Here is a 17,185-nt window from a genome sequence, read left to right on the forward strand (position 1 = left end):
ATCTACACTACTTTTGAAAGCAAGCGTCGCTTGTTGCGGTCTCTATTCATTAAGGAGCTCTCGTAATTTTGTGAACTGAGCTTAACTCCAATATTTCGAATTAATATATGCTTAGGAGTAGCAAAATAACTCTCTATAATTCAAATAATTGCAAGGAGGATTGAGATGAGACTAGAACGCATCGAAATCTCCGGGTTTAGAGGCATCAAACGCCTTTCACTCTCTTTTGACGAACTCACTACGCTCATCGGTGAGAACACGTGGGGCAAATCATCATTGCTCGATGCCCTTTCTATCGCGCTACCTGCTAATGGCTCATTGTATCAATTCGAATTAAAAGATTTTCACGTTGATTATTCAATTTCTCATCCACAAACCCAACACTTGCAGATCATTGTTTGCTTTAAAGCACAAGACAAGAACGAAGTAAAAGCTGGGCGTTATCGACGGATAAAACCTGCATGGTGCACAAACGAGGATGGTGAGCAGGTCATTTACTATCGAATTAGTGCGTCTCGCGACGAGTATGATATTAAAACTGAATACGCGTTTTTGGATCACAACGGCAAGCCGAAGAAACTGCACCACTCTGAGAAACTCGCTGTAGAGTTGATGACTCTTCACCCTGTTATCCGTCTACGAGACTCCCGACGCTTCCCAGATCTAAACCACGTAAACGGCGACAGCAAAAATGCTCGGATTGAAAAACGAATCAATAACACCTGTCGACGGCTATTGGCGATGCCTGGGCACGTAAACAAGGGTGAGATTCGCAGTAGTCTCGATTCAATGCAAACACTTGTCGAACACTATTTTGCGTTCCGCAGTGTCAGCAAAGGTAACCCACGAAAACCTCGTGATGGTCTTTTTTATACAAGCCCTTCCTCTGATAAAGGATTAAGTCAATTCCTTAAGGAAACAAATGATAAACAAAGCCGTTTGCTTTTAATGGGGCTTCTCAATGCTTACCTTCAAGCAAAAGGCCCTACCGATTTAAGACGCTGCGCAAGACCGATACTGATCATCGAGGACCCAGAAGGCCGACTACACCCAACTCATCTCGCTAGAGCGTGGTCATTATTGCAGTTGTTGCCAATGCAAAAGATTTTAACTACCAACAGCGGTACGTTACTTGGCTCGGTTCCACTTTATTCAATCCGGCGTTTGATTCGCTTGTCAGACCGAACCATTGCCAAGAGCTTAAACTCTGCCAAGTTTGGTAGAGATGAGTTACGCCGAATTGGTTTCCACATTCGTTTTCATCGCTCAGGGGCGTTGTTTGCACGGTGTTGGTTACTCGTAGAGGGCGAAACTGAAGTTTGGTTATTTCATGAACTGGCTCGTCAATGCGGATATGACTTAGCTGCGGAAGGAGTTCAAATCGTTGAATTTGCACAGTCTGGACTGAAGTCACTGATCAAAGTAGCAAAAGAGTTCGGTATCGACTGGCATGTTGTTACCGATGGTGACCCGGCAGGTAAAAAGTACGCGCATGCCGTGAGAGCGCAACTCGATCATGATCAGGAAAGGCATAGACTTACAGAGTTACCTGATCGAGATATCGAACATTTTCTATATAATCATGGGTTTGAACTTTTCTTTAAGGACATCATCAAAGTTCCTCATGATCACCCTATCCCAGCTAAAAAAGTAGTAAACCGTGTTTTGAAAAAGCATGCAAAACCGGACTTAGCTTTGGCCATTGTCTCCCACTGTGAAGAGAGAGGTATGGAGTGCATTCCTGTACTTCTGCGTTGGACACTTAAGCGCGTTGTCACCATGGCAAACGGCAATACATGAGTTAGAATATTTCACACTCACACCTTGCCTTGTAATACAAAAAAAGCACACCAAATTGGTGTGCTTGTATCAAACATCATTAATTTTGATTAAAGGTATTGAGAGGGATAAAACTCAATACACAGTGGATACAAATAAGATCGGGGGTTCACTACTGTGCTTGCTCAGCAAGCGTAGAAGAAGTAGTGCTTGATTTCGTATGCAACCAAAGCCCAGTCGCTTTCATTAGATAACCAAACACACCACCTAGCAGCAAAGATGGAATGACAAGTTGCCAGTTTCCATCAGCGGCAAATGTTGCGCAGGAACCAATAAAAGTGCCTGGAATGTACGCGAGCCAAGCCTGTTTCGCTTGAATACACATGAAAAATGCCACAATAGCGGTAATCACATAACCGATAATTTCCAAACCAACGTAAGTTGAACCGTGGATAATTACCATTGCCCAGAATACACCCGTCATATTAGTGATTAAGCTGATACCAAGTCCTTTCAATCCGCTAGTTGGCGCAGCAAAGTAGCTCGTGCAACCTAAAAAACCAGCCCAAGAAAGCAAACCTAAAGAAATGGCGATCCAACCCCATACGCCAGATAAAATTCCAGTAGTGATAGAGATAGCTAAAAGTGTCGTCATGGTAGTCGTACCTGCTTGGCTATTATCGTACCCATATGGCTCAATAACTGCCTTCATACATTGAAATCAAGGACACATGTTAGATACATCAGCCTTGTTTATCGGTGACAATGATCACAATAAGGTTATAACGATTTCATGACTTGCACTAAAAGTTTGACGCAACCGATAAATCAACAGATTTAGGGAATGAGCATTTCTAGTGCTAGGTAAAAAAGGATGTGTGTTGGATAGTTCCAATAGGTCACTCCAGCAAGCTTTAACGAGACTAGGAAGCTAATATCGGCGTGCAGAATCATGGATCACCAAGTGAGTGCATAAAAGCTCCTGAATCACGCTTGTTCTTCGAAGTTCAGTATACTGTACATAGAAATATGCCACTCCCAATTAAGCGAGTGGCATTGCTGTACTTCTAGAGCTTATTTGAGTGGTAACTTACAATACCGAAGGCTTACCTTTCATCATTCGCAGACCTTCTCGTTTAATGCAGTCGACTAGTGGGTTTTCTGCCATATCAGCTCGCCATATAAATGACAGTGTCCTTTCCATTTTTAGCTCGGGCACATTTAACGCAACAAGATGACCCGCTTCTATATATCGCTCTACATCTAAATACGGTAAACAAGTAAGGTACTGGCCGTTAGCAACTAAGCTGCGTAACACCGGAACGTGCTCGTACTCTCGCCACACATCCAAATCTTCAATTAGATGATGAATAGAGCTATCAAATGTTTTTCGTGTGCCAGAGCCATGCTCTCTCAACACCCACTTCGCTTGTTCTAACTGCGCGAGGCTTACAGATTGATTGCGAGCAAAAGGATGATGAGAAGCAGCGACAACAGTAAGATGGTCTCGGCACCAGACTTCTTGGTGCAAACGGTTATCGTCACAACGCCCCTCGATGATCCCTAAGTCATATTTATAATCTAATACGCCATCAATAACCCCTTTTGTACTCTGCACACCAAGGGAAATACGCATTTCTGGAAAGTCATTATCAATGATACTGATAAGGTCTGGAACCAGGTGCTCTGCCGGAGTTTGACTCGCGCCCATGCGAATCTCACCGCTTAACAAATGTTGCTCATAAAAGCCCATTTCAATCTGCAGTGCGTCTTGTAATAAGCGTTTTGCTTTTGGTCGTAGCCACATACCCCAATGGGTTAACGCCATTTGCTTGCCCTGCCTCTCAAATAAAGGCCTGCCAAGCATTTTTTCTAATTGCGCAAGCGACATACTTGTCGCTGATTGTGTCAAAGCCAGTTTCTCTGCGGCCTGGCTTACACTGCCGGTATCTGCAACTGCGTCAAAAACCGCTAATTGCTTAAGTGAGTAGCGCAAAGTGTCCTCCATTATTGGTGAGTATTTTTCATACCCTCACAATCGTTAAAAACATGCCCCAATAAGCAATAGAGTTCATTTTACCTAGCCGCATAAAGTTATCAATTAATTTGATGAGATTTCTAAATATTATCAATTTTACCTACCAAACCCTTCTCCTTATTCTGACTGTGCGGTTCGGGAACACCGCAAGCCTCAATGACTTTGAGACTGAAGTCATTGAGGCTTCTAAATAAAAACAACAATTTCATTTTTGAGTTAATAACCAAGGAATTTTTATGCGATTACAAATTAAGGAGTCAATATGGCGGTGACCAGCTCTCAAAATCACCAGTACTTTTCTCCAAAAGAAATGATGGCTGAAGCGGAAAAATTTGCGTTAAGTAAAGCAAACAAAACCAGCAGTATGACACTGAGTCTTGCCATCATGGCGGGCGCGTTCATTGGATTGGCGTTCTTGTTTTACATCACGGTGACTACTGGCAGCGCTGGCGCTGGTTGGGGCTTAAGCCGTCTTGCTGGCGGATTAGCATTTAGTATGGGCTTGATCCTCATCGTGATCTGCGGCGGTGAACTATTTACCAGCTCAGTTCTTTCCAGTATCTCATGGGCCAATAAGCAAATCTCGTTCGGAAAAATGCTTTCTATTTGGGGCAAGGTTTACGTTGGCAACTTCATTGGTGCGATGTTCCTACTTGCGCTAGTTACTGCAGCTGGTCTTTATCAAATGGATAGCGGTCAATGGGGGTTAAATGCGCTTAACATCGCGCAGCACAAGCTTCATCACACTCTCATTCAGGCGTTTGCGCTCGGCATCCTTTGTAACCTATTGGTCTGCCTCGCGATTTGGTTAACGTTTAGCTCTGCAAATGCAATGACAAAAGCAGCAATGACAATCATGCCTGTGGCCATGTTTGTCAGCAGTGGCTTTGAACACTGTGTCGCGAACATGTTTATGGTTCCACTTGGCATTGTTATCGCGAATTTTGCACCTGAGTCTTTTTGGGCCTCCGTCGGTGTGCCCGCTTCACAGTACGCAGACTTAAATATTGGCCACTTTATTACCGCTAACTTAATTCCTGTCACGCTTGGCAACATCGTCGGCGGAGCGGTTTTAGTTGGTCTTGCAAACTGGTGTATTTTTCGCCGACCAGAACTAAAAGCAGCGAATATCTCTTCTATCACAACGACTACAACACTCTCGTCAGTTAAGGATTTCACCATGAAAAACGCATCTTTTGTTAAAGACATTATGAACCCAAAACCAGTTACCATCAGTGCAGAAACCCCGATAGCAATCGCACTGGATGTGCTACTTGATAACAACGTAACTAGCGCACCTGTTGTAGACGTACAAAATCGATTGGTTGGCTTCTTCTCTGCTCACGATGTGATGGTAGAACTATGGTGTGAGGACTACATTCCGGTGAAAGACCAAAAAGTCGTCGACATCATGAGCCGCGATGTGGTCGCAATTGATGCTGGTGACCGTCTCGTTGATGTTGTAGAGTTCCTATGTATCGATAAAGAGCAGTTGTACCCAACGAGCAGCATGGGCATCGCCACTCGCATGACGTCTTTATCTTTAGAAGAACGCGCAAAAAGCATCAAAGTGAGCAAGCCACAAGTACTTCCTGTACTTGAAAATGGCCAGATGGTCGGTGTTGTTACTCGTACTGAAGTATTAAAAGCACTACGCCCGATTTTTGGTGAGCGTTTAAACCTAGTAGAAAAAAACGAGTTAGAAACAGCGTAATTCATTAAACGCTTGCAACGTCTGTTGGCTTTCAATCGCTGTCACTGACTGGCTTGCCAATGTTGTCGATTGTGATTGAGGTAATAAAAAAGCGCTCTTCCGTTGAAGAGCGCTTTTACTGTATCTAAAAGAAGTTCGTTACTTCTTAACGCCTTCGATATGAAGTTCCATATCAACATAGCTTGAAGCACCCATTACTGGGATATCAAAGTCAGCAAGCTCGAGGCGAGTGTTACCAACGAAGCCAGCGCGCTCACCACCCCATGGGTCACTACCTGCGCCAACAAATTCAGCTTCGATAGTAATAGGCTTAGTAACACCGTGTAGCGTTAGATCACCAGTTACATCTAGCTTGCCATTGCCTTTATCAACCACTTTTGTGCTTTTAAAGGTCGCTTCGCTGTATTTACCAGCATCAATGAAGTCACCACTACGAATGTGCTTGTCACGTTCAGCGTGGTTGGAGTCTAAGCTAGTTGTATCAACAACAACATTCACTTTTGAATCAGCAATGTTGTTCTCATCAAAAGAAAAGTCACCAGAAAATGTATTGAAACGACCTTTGATGAAGCTGTAACCCAAGTGACTAACTTTAAAGTTAATTGAAGCGTGAGCACCTTTGGTATCGATGACATAATCTGCAGCTTGCGCACCAAATGGTAGTGCCATAGCGATAGCTAATCCTGTAGCGAAGAGTGACTTTTTCATTTTGAAGCTCCTAACATTTTTCTTAATGTGTTGTCTTTATCGATAAAGTGGTGTTTTAGCGCAGCAATAGCGTGCAAACCTGCTATCAGGATGACGGCCCAAGCTGCGTAGAAGTGAATTTCACCCGCTATGTCTGATTGTCCTGGGAATAACTCTCCCGCTCCTGGCACGGTAAACCAATTAAACACTTCGATACCGCGTCCATCAGACGTTGAAATGAGGTAACCTGAAACAAAGATGGTGACCAATAGTAGGTACATAACACCATGCGCCGCTTTAGCAGCAAGCACTTCGTAAGGTTTGCCTTCTACCTTTGGTGACGCCGTAACATGTTTCCATACAATGCGTGCCAAAGTTAAAATAGCGAGTAAAATACCGACAGAGCGATGGTAATGTGGTGCAGTTCGATACCATTCGCTGTAATAGCTAAGGTCGACCATCCACAAACCCACTGCAAATAGACCAATAATGCACAGCGCAGATAACCAGTGCATCACGCGTGCAGTAAGGTTGTAATTCTTTACCAGTGTATCCATCTCAAGTTCCTAGATATATTCCTAAGTTAATGTTGAGCAAGAAACACTACATTAACCTATTTACGTCATATGAAACAGATTATTTACCATCATTTACATCCAGCCAATGGCACCGTATCTATCAAGTTGTTCGAATTTTTTGAAGGAACTTTAAATCGTTTATAAAACTGAAACTTACAGCTTAACTTCTTGTTCTATCTCATACAGCTCTTCGGACACTTCTAACATTCTACGTTCAACCAGTGATTTTGCATCTTCCACCCCCTTGTTGTAATAAATTGGCCCTAGTTTTTCTGTAATGAAATCAATAAGAAATTCACTATCGAACTGGCCAATCTCAACATCTAGTTCGTCCTGCATATAATCTTGAATGGCGGTTGCCAGCGTTTCTTTTTGTGCACGTTCTAACTTTATCATCTTTGCCCTTTTTCAGAATTTTGTTCTATGTGTGCTTCTATCGTCTTGCTCTCTTAAAGAGTAGGCGCGATCATTTGTGAGAAATTTGGTGTTTAGATCAAGAAGTTGCCGAAGTAAATTAGTCTATTCTCAAAAGACTATGCTAACCTTTTGCAGTTCGTTTTGTTAATTATTAAGGGATATTCTTTGCTACTCGACCTAGTGATTCAAAGTGTTAATGATTTTCAAGACGACTGTCTTAAGCTGTGTGAAAAGCATTACCCTGCGGTACATAACCAAGGCATGAGTGAGCATCATCTTGGTCTCGCGTTTTCAAGAAGAATGGAACACACTTTCCGTCACTTCGGATACAACAGCGTGGTAAAACCAATTGAAGTTTTAAATACTCCGGACCTTCCTCATCACTACCGTATTTCATCTGAAATAGGCACGGTTTGGGTCCTGAGCCACCATATGGTCAGTGCGGGAAAATCTTGTCGAGAAAACTTACTCTCATCAATTACTGAATGGCAAAGCGAATATGGTTATGCGCTGCAACCGAATGATCTACTCTTTTTAGTTTGTGATCATTGGATCAGTCGCAGCAAAACGAGCCGAGAGTTGCTTCATTGGTGGATGGGGGAACTGCCCGATCAGATCAACGAATACACGGAGCAAGGCATCACGCTGTACACCAGCGAATCGCAGCTCACGCAATCGTTAGACACTCGATTTGGCATTAGCCCTTGTTACATTAAGTTTGGTCATCCTTTGCGTCGCTCGAACAAACAACAGTTGGTCAGAAAATACTTACAACTGTATGCAGTACTACAATGGTAACATCAAATTGCAATAGGAAGATTGTCAGTCATTTCATCAATTTGTTTGATATCACTCGACAAATCTAATCATCTCTTACCATCGTTCTTGCTTGAGTTCATGAGCCCACTTAGATTCACTGCCAATGAAATAAAAAATTAGCACGATAGCGCTGATGTAGAAGCATTGATTTAGGTTGTTGTAACAATGATGAGCACCTCGCAACTCCTTAGTTGCATCCGCAAACAAGCCGACGGGCAATATATTGCGAAATACGCAAAGCTCACTCTTCGAAGTGTCTTTCAACCTATATATAAAAAAGATATTTCTATCGTTGGCCTTGAGGCACTAGTAAGAATTACCAATGCTAATGGCACCATGATCAGGCCAGATCAGTTTTTCCAATCAAAAACCATTGCCGCTCAAGACCTACTCAATGTCGAACGCTTAAGTCGCCTAATTCATATCAAAAACTTTGCCCAATCTCACTTTCACAATAAACAACTGTTTCTTAATGTATTACCAGAAGCAGCAAAAATACTAGCCAGAGACATCACGTACAATAGGCTGCTAAAACAAACCATTTATCAATCTCATTTAGTAAATGAACAAATCGTCATGGAGTTGCTTGAGTTGAACGTAGAAGACGAGTCCTCGTTGTCGCAAGCAGCTCGTGAATTAAGCCAAGGCGGGTTTAAATTGGCGATCGACGATTATGGCGTCAATGCCTCAACAATTGAACGAGTGAAAGGCGTTCGTCCAGACATAATAAAGATGGATCGCTCGTTAATGCTGAGATACGAAAATGGTGACTGGAAAGCTCTAGTCGATGCATTATCACTAGCAAGAACGTTGCGCTCTAAAACCGTTATCGAAGGAATTGAAACCGAGCATCAACTTAACTTAATGAAAAAACTCGGTTTCGATATGTATCAAGGATACCTACTCGCTATCCCGCAAACGTTAGACGTTTATGAAGAGGCAAAAACAGCCTGACTATGTAAGAACAAAAGTTTGTGCGGTTTAGCGAGAGTTACGTGATTTACCACGGTTCTTATGAATCGCTAATTTTGCTTTTAGCTTACGCTTCTCTGATGAACGGCTTCGACGGCGCCCACTACCATTTTTCTCAGGCTCGACTTCTTCTATAAGACTTGGCTCGAAGCCTGCCAACCATTCTTGCGGTAGGCGTTGATCAAGCAAATTCTCGATAGCATGCAATAAATATTCTTCATCTCGACTCATTAGAGACACAGCTAACCCCGACTTTCCTGCACGGCCAGTACGGCCTATACGGTGGACATAATCTTCGGCTTTAAATGGCATATCAAAGTTCACCACTTGCTCTAACTCTTGAATATCCAGTCCTCGTGCAGCTACATCTGTCGCAATCAACGCACGCACCTTACCTTGTTTGAACTCATCCAACGCTCTTTGACGCGCACCCTGTGACTTATCCCCGTTAATTGAAACCGCTTTTATGCCATCTAACTTAAGCTCTTTTGCTAGCTCATCGCTACCTTGCTTAGTTTTTGTAAATACAAGCACTTGCTGCCAATTGCGCGAGCCAATCAAGTACGCCAATAATTCACGTTTACGCTTTTTGTCTACCGGATAAACCATCTGTTTTACCGTTTCAGCCGTCGTGTTTGCTGGTGACACTTCAACTTCAACCGGCGATTCCATGAGTTTGTACGCAATAGTCTTGATTCGCTTTTCAAATGTCGCAGAGAACAACAGGATCTGTTTTTCTGCGGGTAAACGTCGGAAGATGCGTTGCAAGTCAGGCCAGAATCCCATATCTAACATACGGTCGGCTTCGTCTAGAACGAGCATACTGGTTTTGGAGATGTTTACGTTGCCATTAAACAGATGATCCAAAAGGCGGCCTGGTGTTGCAATCAAAATATCAGCGCCCTCTTCTAACTTCCTCTTTTGTACGCCAATGCTTGTACCACCATAAACACACACAATGCGAAGTTCGGTTTGTGCAGAGTACTGATTCAAATTATCAAATACCTGCTGCGCAAGCTCGCGTGTTGGAACCAAAACCAATGCTTGAGGCGTACCGTTGAGTTTCTTTTGCTGAACGGTTTGTATAATAGGTAAACCAAACGCAGCTGTTTTCCCCGTACCAGTTTGTGCAGCAGCAAGTAAGTTCTTTCCTTCAAGGACATGTGGAATAGACTTTTCTTGCACTGGTGTTGGCGTCACGATATTTAGATTGCTTAGCGTCTCGATTAGCTTTTGTTCAATGCCTAAGTCAGCAAAATTAACAGACATGTGTAACCTCATTATTTTTGGAGCGCAGAGTTTACCAGAGCCCCAATAGCCATACTACTTTTCTATCTCATTGGGCTGAATCAATAAGCTGTTGCTGAAAATCATACGACTGGCGTAAAACGTCTCGATAGAGTGTCGAGAACTTCTCTTCTAATACTGTGTAATCACTCTCAATCACTTTAAATGTTGTAGTAAGGTCAGCCATTCTCGGGCTTCTTTGCGACATTCGATGTAATGCAAATTCGATATTATCCAGATCTTGGTATGACTGAAGCCATCGACCGTGCCACATCCGGCTGTGGAGCACCAAAAAACGCGGCGGCAAATGTTCATTAACGTCACGGTTTACTCGCTCGTATGCCGAATCAACAAAGTGTTCGAGAGATACGGCATAAAAGTCGTTCCAGTGTTTTGCGAGACAATGGTCCCAGAACATATCGAGAGCGATAGGGGCAAAGCGCCGCGCAGTACCTTTGAAATGAGGTTTGCATTCGTTAACAATAGGATGGTGATCAGTAATGCGGTCAACAAATCTATGTAATTTGATGCCGTTAGAGATATCACGTTCATACAGCTTGCTTGGATCTCCTTTTACGAAGTCTCCAAGCAAGTTTCCCAATAAATGGCTGTTACAGTGGTCTGCGATATGCAGGTGGGCTAGAAAGTTCATCCGACGCCAGTTTTGGCCTTTAAGGCTTGGTGTGACATGAACTTAGTATAACGTCAATTACGACGATATGAGAGTGTTCCGCTATTCGGCTTCGTTGTCTGAGCCAACGTATTCCGACAAGATAATGCCAATTTCAAGCGCATCTAGCAGCTCTAGGCTCTCATCGTTTTGGTATTGGTCGCTCATTGTGACCTCCTTTATTTTAAGCTCTCTTGCTTGTACTTGCTGACGGCTTGGCCTTGCCATTTCCACGTCAACAACTCCTTTTTATAGTCTTTATATGACACATTCATGACAGCGAGAAGTAAAGATTTAAAAACCTATGAGCAGAATCAAAAGTAAACGTTTGCAACCAGATTTCATATCTACTTAGCACTTCAGAGAAATAGCTCTTTTATCAATATTTATGTCAATTTAAAGATATAACATACCGTTATAGGCGTCCTTAGATCTCATTTCTTAAACTAAATTTAGTTTTCGTTACATATTTTGCTGATTAACTTCGCATATTTTGTTTCGATATAGCAATAGATTTGGTCAATATCTTTTATCTCTAATGGAGCTTTAAATGAGAGAAGTTGAGTTTAGAACAATAGACAGGCTGTTTATCAAGATGTCTATCAACGACAAAATGTGGGTTATATTCCTGCTGTTTTTAGTAGCCCTCACTTCTGTGGCTGGAAGCCGCTACTTCAATGAAATACAACAATTTAAACAACAAGCGATTTCTGCTAGCGAAGCGAAGCTTTCTGGTATTGTTGACGCTCAACCAGGTCATGTTCCACAAATTGACGGCGTATCAAAATCAAGTCGCGTAAGCGAGAGCTCTTTTGTTGATGGCTCTGTCACCGCTTATGCAAAGTTGCATTCTGGCGAAGTGATTAAGTTGACTCAAAACGTATCCGCGCAATACGAATCTGCAAAGTCGTCAGCCTTAACCTCTCTGTTACTCAGCTTTTTATGGGTTGTTCCTTTTGCCCTTTTCTCTTACTGGGTTGCGACCTTTATAGGAGGCGCCCTGTGGGTTTTATATACGACAACCGAAAAAATTGGTGAAGGTGATTTAACCTCTCGCCTTGGTTTTCATCCTGGCCGAGACGAGTTTGGCACCATTGGTTGCGCGTTAGATAAATCGATGGACACCTTAAGTGAACTAGTTAACAGTGTGAAAAATAATGCGGCTACATTGAGTGAGACATCTTCTGCATTCGAAAAAGATATGCAGTTGAGCGAAACGCAGATATCTCATCAATATCAAACACTCGATTCCGTCGCGACAGCAATGGAAGAAATGACAGCCTCTGCAAAAGAAGTATCCAGCATTTCCCAACAAGCGACGATGCAATCCGATCAGGATGCTCAAAAGATCGAGCTAAGCAGAAATCGCGTGCAAAATGTGATTGGAGAAATTGAGACGTTATCCAGCTATATTGAACAGGCTTCCACGTCAGTAACCAACTTAAATGAGAACACGACACAGATCAATGACGTTATTACAACGATCAATGCCATTTCAGAACAAACCAACCTATTGGCTCTGAATGCGGCAATTGAAGCAGCACGCGCTGGTGAACAAGGTCGTGGATTTGCTGTGGTTGCTGATGAAGTGCGTACATTGGCAAGCCGAACTCAACAGGCAACAGTAGAAATTCAAGCCATGATTGAGAAACTACAAACCGAGAGCCAAAACATTGCTTCAATCACTGATCGAACCGTTCAACAAGCGCAAACCAGTAGCCAGCTTATTGATGAAATTGGTCATGATGTGACGTCTATTGCTGAATCCGCACGCTCATTGATGGACATGAGTATCCAAATTTCCACCTCAGCAGAAGAACAAAGCGCAGTCGCCAACGATATTGCATCTGAGCTTTCAGAAATTCGCAGCCAGTCGAGTACAATCAGAGAAGTTGCAGAGCAATCTACCGTAGGGGTAGCTAATCTCACTCAGGCGTCAGTGTCTCTTGGTGAGGTATTACAACGCTACCGCACAGCATAACTTTGCAGCATTTATGATCAACAAGGGCTCCTCAGGAGCCCTTTTCTTTAAACCGTTTTCAGCCGTTATCGTCGATATTTTCTACTACACACAAGTGGATATTTGAAGTGAATCTCAAGTTCTCGCTGTACCTGATGAAATAATGTTCATAAACAAAGCGTTCCGCTATGCTTAATCCTGCCAATTCCAATTTGCTGCTGGAAAACAATATGAATAATTACAAAGATACAAAAGACATCGAAAACCTAAGTTGCCCTCTCTGCCAGGGGGATGAATATCTCATTTCATCGGATGGAGAGAAATTCACATGCGCTGCTTGCGGATTTCATACAAAAAGCTTCTCATCCATCCAATGCCTACATCAAACCCCTTACCTACAGTCCAAACTTAAACATATCCATAGCTTAAGTACGGTGTGCCATTAAGAGATTAAACAGAGCAGCTAAATAGCTGCTCTTTTAATTCATCTAAATGTTGAATGCGAATTACGCGTTCATCATCAACACGATTGATTGCCTCACCATTAAATAGCTGTACGGTTTTAATGCCAGCGTTTAATCCCGCTTCTACGCCTTTAGGTGTGTCATCAATATAAAGACAGTCGCTCGGTAAAAAGCCCATGCTCATTGCACTGTACATAATTAAGTCAGGTTCAGGCTTCCAACTATTCGCATCGAATGCAGAGAACACTTTCCCTTGGAAAGCATCGAGCAATCCTGTTAACTCCAATGCGTATTCTATTTTATCTTTCGGCCCATTGGACGCGACACAATATTCGATATTATGCGAATCCAAAAACTGAATTAAACGCTTTGCGCCATCCATCGGCTGTAAGTGGCGAACAAAAAGAGACTGGACTTCTTCACGGTATTGCGGCTCTAAGACATCAATAGGGACTTTGATATCTTTCAGCTCTTTAGTATCTAACAGGATGTCAGCGAGCTTTCCTCCTTTAAAATGAGAAACGCACTCTTCCATCGTTAATTCTGCGCCATGCAGGTTAAATACATTGACGAGAGCTTGGCAACACAATCGTTCACTATCGACCAACGTACCATCACAATCAAATATCACGCACTTAATATTGGTAATTGCCATAGCCATCTCCAGACATCTTAAAGGCTAATGCCCTAGCTGATTTTAAAAATGTTGGCTTAATCTTATTTAAGTTTGGGATTGTTGAAACGACGAGCTTGGCATTTCATGGAAATAGAGGGGAGCAATTACAGTTTTTCTAAGCAAGATCACCTATCGTCATCTTGCTTTGCTTTTTATGCATTTGAGTGCGCAAATTAGCTTTCAATAATCACCGAATCTAAAAGCTTGTGTTCGGTACTTAGTCTTTTAGCAAGATCCGCCACAAACGAACTCTTGTATTTTGATTCAGAAACCGCGACATCAGAGATAAGCGTGTTTCCTTCAAGGTGGCTAATAATAGCGGCACCAATTGGAGCTCCAGATTTAAAACCAACATATAATTCAAAATCTGGCGTTAGAATTATCTGAGTGAGATATTCCACAATCATATCTTTATCGTACTGTTGATCCCAACGCTGAGACTGCAGGACAGAAAACATGATAGTAAGTCGGTGAAAATCGACCAGAAAAATATCGTCAGAGCTAAATTCAGAATTACTCTCAAGTAGCGTGTCTTTGTCGACCACTTGATAGGTTGCTTGTTCTAGTGCTTTGAAATAGACATCACGCCCTTTCAGACTCTCTGGTGTTGGAAATTCAACTTCAACCAGATCATACAGCCATGTATTTTTACGCTCGATACTGGCTAACTGTTGTTCATTCATTTTGATACCTTAGTTGCAAAACGAAATGTGCAGAGTATTTCATTCTCACATAGAGTGAAGCTTAGACAGAGCGACAAGCGATATAAAGTCATATTGGGAGAAAGTATGGTCACTCTAACTCATCATTTCGTTTAGAGCAGTACATTAGCATGAAGCCCACAACAAACCTAGCGTACGTAGACCTTTCCTTGGCTAAATTTTGTTTTAGTTGCAAACCTCTGATAGATTTCATCAATATCTTTCCTAGTTAAGGACAAAAATAATGAAAAAGATGCTGTTAAGTGCATTGCTTGCTACTACGCTGGTTGGTTGTTCAGATAACGATGTTGCTGATGTAGGACTCGGTTGGTTTACTTTGAAAGACATCAAAGTCGGTGAATTAAAAGACGAGGTAGTCACGGGGGTAACGTGTCATATAGCTTCTATCGAAGCAGATTTTAGCTTAGCGGATCCAAGTGACAGCTCAATATCCTGTCGTCAGACTGGCGAAATCACGCCGGAAATGATTGCAAAAATAGATAAAAGTAAGTCTGGCGAAATTGTATTTAAGAAGTCAAAAAGTATTTTCTTCAAAACCATGAAGGTTCGCCGAATTTATGATGCAGACAACCAAACCTTACTCTACCTGTCTTACACAACAAAAGAGACAGACGGTAGCTTTAAGCACAGCCTATCGACGGTTCCACTTTGGGGCACCAAGGCTTACGTTGAACCAACTGAAGTGAAAAAGTAACGCAGCTAATTTTGGGTAGCTCCAAGCTCGTTGTTAAAGAGAATAACCGATCAACAATCTGAAAAGCGACCAATTGCAGTACTATAAGCATCAGTAATTTAGGCTATCTTGGTCGCAATTTCTCCAGCTCGCTGGTTTTTTCAGCGGGCAAACTTCTTTGTAATAAAACGCCACGATTTTCATTTTTTTGTGATACAATCCCGCCTCTTTTTTTTCTCACTCAAGAACAAGCATGAAGTTTCCTGGTCAGCGTAAATCTAAACACTACTTCCCAACTCACGCTCGAGATCCATTAGTAAACCAAATCCGACAAGCGCCTAAGCTATATCGCCCAACTATTGTTGGTGTCGGTCAAACCATCGTAGATATCGAAGCGCGTGTAGATGATGCGTTTTTAGAAAAATACAACCTAAGTAAAGGACATTCACTCGTTCTTGAAGAAAGCAAAGCAGATGCACTTTACGAAGAACTGGTTGAGCAAGGCCTAATCACACACCAATACCCAGGTGACACGATTGGCAACACGCTCCACAATTACTCAGTATTGGCGGATAGCAAATCCGTTTTGCTCGGTGTGATGTCCAAGAACATTCAAGTTGGTTCTTTTGCCTACCGTTACCTTTGCCGCACCTCTTCACGCATGAACCTCAACCACCTACAAACGGTAGATGGTCCTATTGGTCGTTGTTATACCCTGATTTCTCAAGATGGTGAACGCACATTTGCTATCAATGAAGGTCACATGAACCAACTACTTCCGGAAAGCATTCCTGAAGAGATCTTTGAGAAAGCATCAGCTCTAGTTGTTTCTTCTTACCTCATGCGCGGTAAAGAAGAGGATCCAATGCCGAAAGCGGTACAAAAAGCGATCGACTTTGCCAAGAAGCACGATGTCCCTGTTGTACTGACTTTAGGCACAAAGTATGTTATCGAAGGTAACGCGCAATGGTGGCAAGAGTACATTCGCGAGAACATATCTGTTGTTGCAATGAATGAAGAAGAAGGCGCGGCATTAACAGGCGAGACAGAACCGCTAGCGGCTGCTGATAAAGCACTTGAGTGGGTTGATCTTGTTCTATGTACTGCTGGGCCAAATGGCCTATACATGGCAGGTTACACCGACGAAAAAGTAAAACGAGAAACCACACACGACATTCTTGAAGGTTCAATTGAAGCCTTTAATCAATACGAATTTAGTCGTGCGATGCGTAAAGGAGATTGTGAGAAGCCAATGAAGGTATACTCTTACATTGGTCCTTACCTAGGTGGTCCACTAGAGATTAAGAACACCAACGGCGCAGGTGATGCGGCGCTTTCTGCTTTACTGCATGATATGGCTGCAAACTCTTTCCATCAAAAAGAAGTGCCTAACTCAGAAAAGCACGAAGTACGCTGTTTGACTTACTCATCACTTTCTCAGATCTGTAAATATGCAAACCGAGTAAGCTATGAAGTGTTGACGCAACACTCTCCTCGCCTATCGCGAGCACTTCCTGAACGAGAAGATAGCTTAGAAGAAACTTACTGGGATCGTTAAGATCACAGCTTTAAAGCTAAAAATACATCAAGGTCACCATTTGGTGGCCTTTTTGTTTTGATCTGGCGTAGTAAATAGTAGATTTTGTTAGTATGTAGCACAGTATAGAGCAGTAAACTCTTTACATACCGAATCGAAACCGTACCATCACCGAGCAAACGTTTGCCCAAC

The 17,185-nt window shown here is 42.5% G+C and carries 16 protein-coding genes; 7 read left to right on the forward strand and 9 right to left on the reverse strand.

Annotated elements, in window-relative coordinates; translation table 11 throughout:
* The first annotated feature begins 165 nt into the window (after nt 1-165).
* On the forward strand, nt 166-1,800 hold the full coding sequence (locus B7360_RS12985; RefSeq protein ID WP_012842315.1) for an ATP-dependent endonuclease: 1,635 nt from the start codon (nt 166-168) through the stop codon (nt 1,798-1,800).
* A gap of 151 nt (nt 1,801-1,951) precedes the next feature.
* Here the strand turns inward: B7360_RS12985 and B7360_RS12990 are convergent, their stop codons facing one another.
* Together B7360_RS12990 and B7360_RS12995 are read right to left on the reverse strand one after the other, a co-directional pair.
* Nucleotides 1,952-2,434, reverse strand: a complete 483-nt coding sequence (locus B7360_RS12990; RefSeq protein ID WP_005395520.1) for a DUF1097 domain-containing protein — start codon at nt 2,432-2,434, stop codon at nt 1,952-1,954.
* A 435-nt stretch (nt 2,435-2,869) separates the two neighbouring features.
* The gene (locus B7360_RS12995; RefSeq protein WP_005395522.1) at nt 2,870-3,775 is read right to left on the reverse strand and encodes a LysR substrate-binding domain-containing protein; all 906 of its coding nucleotides are present in this window, start codon (nt 3,773-3,775) and stop codon (nt 2,870-2,872) included.
* Between the two features lie 304 nt (nt 3,776-4,079).
* On the opposite strand from B7360_RS12995, the gene focA reads away from it, so the two are divergent.
* On the forward strand, nt 4,080-5,531 hold the full coding sequence (focA, locus tag B7360_RS13005) for a formate transporter FocA (protein ID WP_012842317.1): 1,452 nt from the start codon (nt 4,080-4,082) through the stop codon (nt 5,529-5,531).
* Between the two features lie 138 nt (nt 5,532-5,669).
* On the opposite strand, the gene B7360_RS13010 is transcribed toward focA, so the two are convergent.
* From B7360_RS13010 to B7360_RS13020, 3 genes are all read right to left on the reverse strand, one after another.
* Entirely contained in the window at nt 5,670-6,239 is a 570-nt protein-coding gene (locus B7360_RS13010; protein ID WP_005395526.1) for a YceI family protein, read from the reverse strand.
* Nucleotides 6,236-6,775, reverse strand: coding sequence for a cytochrome b (locus B7360_RS13015; protein WP_012842319.1), 540 nt, complete (start codon nt 6,773-6,775; stop codon nt 6,236-6,238). The genes B7360_RS13010 and B7360_RS13015 overlap by 4 nt, the downstream gene beginning before the upstream one ends.
* 174 nt (nt 6,776-6,949) lie before the next feature.
* Complete coding sequence (locus tag B7360_RS13020; protein ID WP_005395529.1) at nt 6,950-7,192, reverse strand: DUF2164 domain-containing protein; 243 nt, start codon at nt 7,190-7,192, stop codon at nt 6,950-6,952.
* A 186-nt stretch (nt 7,193-7,378) separates the two neighbouring features.
* Between B7360_RS13020 and B7360_RS13025 the strand changes: the two genes are divergently transcribed.
* A complete protein-coding gene (locus B7360_RS13025) occupies nt 7,379-8,011 on the forward strand; it encodes a hypothetical protein (RefSeq protein WP_005395531.1) in 633 nt (210 codons plus the stop codon).
* Nucleotides 8,012-8,197: 186 nt separating this feature from the next.
* On the forward strand, nt 8,198-8,986 hold the full coding sequence (locus tag B7360_RS13030; RefSeq protein ID WP_005395532.1) for an EAL domain-containing protein: 789 nt from the start codon (nt 8,198-8,200) through the stop codon (nt 8,984-8,986).
* Between the two features lie 27 nt (nt 8,987-9,013).
* On the opposite strand, the gene B7360_RS13035 is transcribed toward B7360_RS13030, so the two are convergent.
* Both B7360_RS13035 and B7360_RS13040 read right to left on the reverse strand, forming a co-directional pair.
* Complete coding sequence (locus B7360_RS13035; protein ID WP_085343685.1) at nt 9,014-10,273, reverse strand: DEAD/DEAH box helicase; 1,260 nt, start codon at nt 10,271-10,273, stop codon at nt 9,014-9,016.
* Between the two features lie 67 nt (nt 10,274-10,340).
* Entirely contained in the window at nt 10,341-10,943 is a 603-nt protein-coding gene (locus B7360_RS13040; RefSeq protein ID WP_085343686.1) for an ACP phosphodiesterase, read from the reverse strand.
* A gap of 568 nt (nt 10,944-11,511) precedes the next feature.
* On the opposite strand from B7360_RS13040, the gene B7360_RS13045 reads away from it, so the two are divergent.
* A complete protein-coding gene (locus tag B7360_RS13045; RefSeq protein ID WP_085343687.1) occupies nt 11,512-12,942 on the forward strand; it encodes a methyl-accepting chemotaxis protein in 1,431 nt (476 codons plus the stop codon).
* A 429-nt stretch (nt 12,943-13,371) separates the two neighbouring features.
* On the opposite strand, the gene B7360_RS13055 is transcribed toward B7360_RS13045, so the two are convergent.
* Both B7360_RS13055 and B7360_RS13060 read right to left on the reverse strand, forming a co-directional pair.
* Nucleotides 13,372-14,040 (reverse strand): HAD-IA family hydrolase, encoded by a 669-nt coding sequence (locus B7360_RS13055; RefSeq protein ID WP_005397612.1) that lies wholly within the window; start codon nt 14,038-14,040, stop codon nt 13,372-13,374.
* A gap of 194 nt (nt 14,041-14,234) precedes the next feature.
* Nucleotides 14,235-14,744, reverse strand: a complete 510-nt coding sequence (locus B7360_RS13060) for a hypothetical protein (RefSeq protein WP_006742250.1) — start codon at nt 14,742-14,744, stop codon at nt 14,235-14,237.
* 262 nt (nt 14,745-15,006) lie between these two features.
* Between B7360_RS13060 and B7360_RS13065 the strand changes: the two genes are divergently transcribed.
* Both B7360_RS13065 and B7360_RS13070 read left to right on the forward strand, forming a co-directional pair.
* The gene (locus tag B7360_RS13065) at nt 15,007-15,477 is read left to right on the forward strand and encodes a CreA family protein (protein ID WP_005397614.1); all 471 of its coding nucleotides are present in this window, start codon (nt 15,007-15,009) and stop codon (nt 15,475-15,477) included.
* Nucleotides 15,478-15,709: 232 nt separating this feature from the next.
* Nucleotides 15,710-17,014 (forward strand): inosine/guanosine kinase, encoded by a 1,305-nt coding sequence (locus B7360_RS13070; RefSeq protein ID WP_005397615.1) that lies wholly within the window; start codon nt 15,710-15,712, stop codon nt 17,012-17,014.
* Nucleotides 17,015-17,185 lie beyond the last annotated feature (171 nt).

The organism is Vibrio sp. ArtGut-C1, assembly GCF_002105475.1.
Classification (GTDB): Bacteria; Pseudomonadota; Gammaproteobacteria; order Enterobacterales; family Vibrionaceae; genus Vibrio; species Vibrio diabolicus.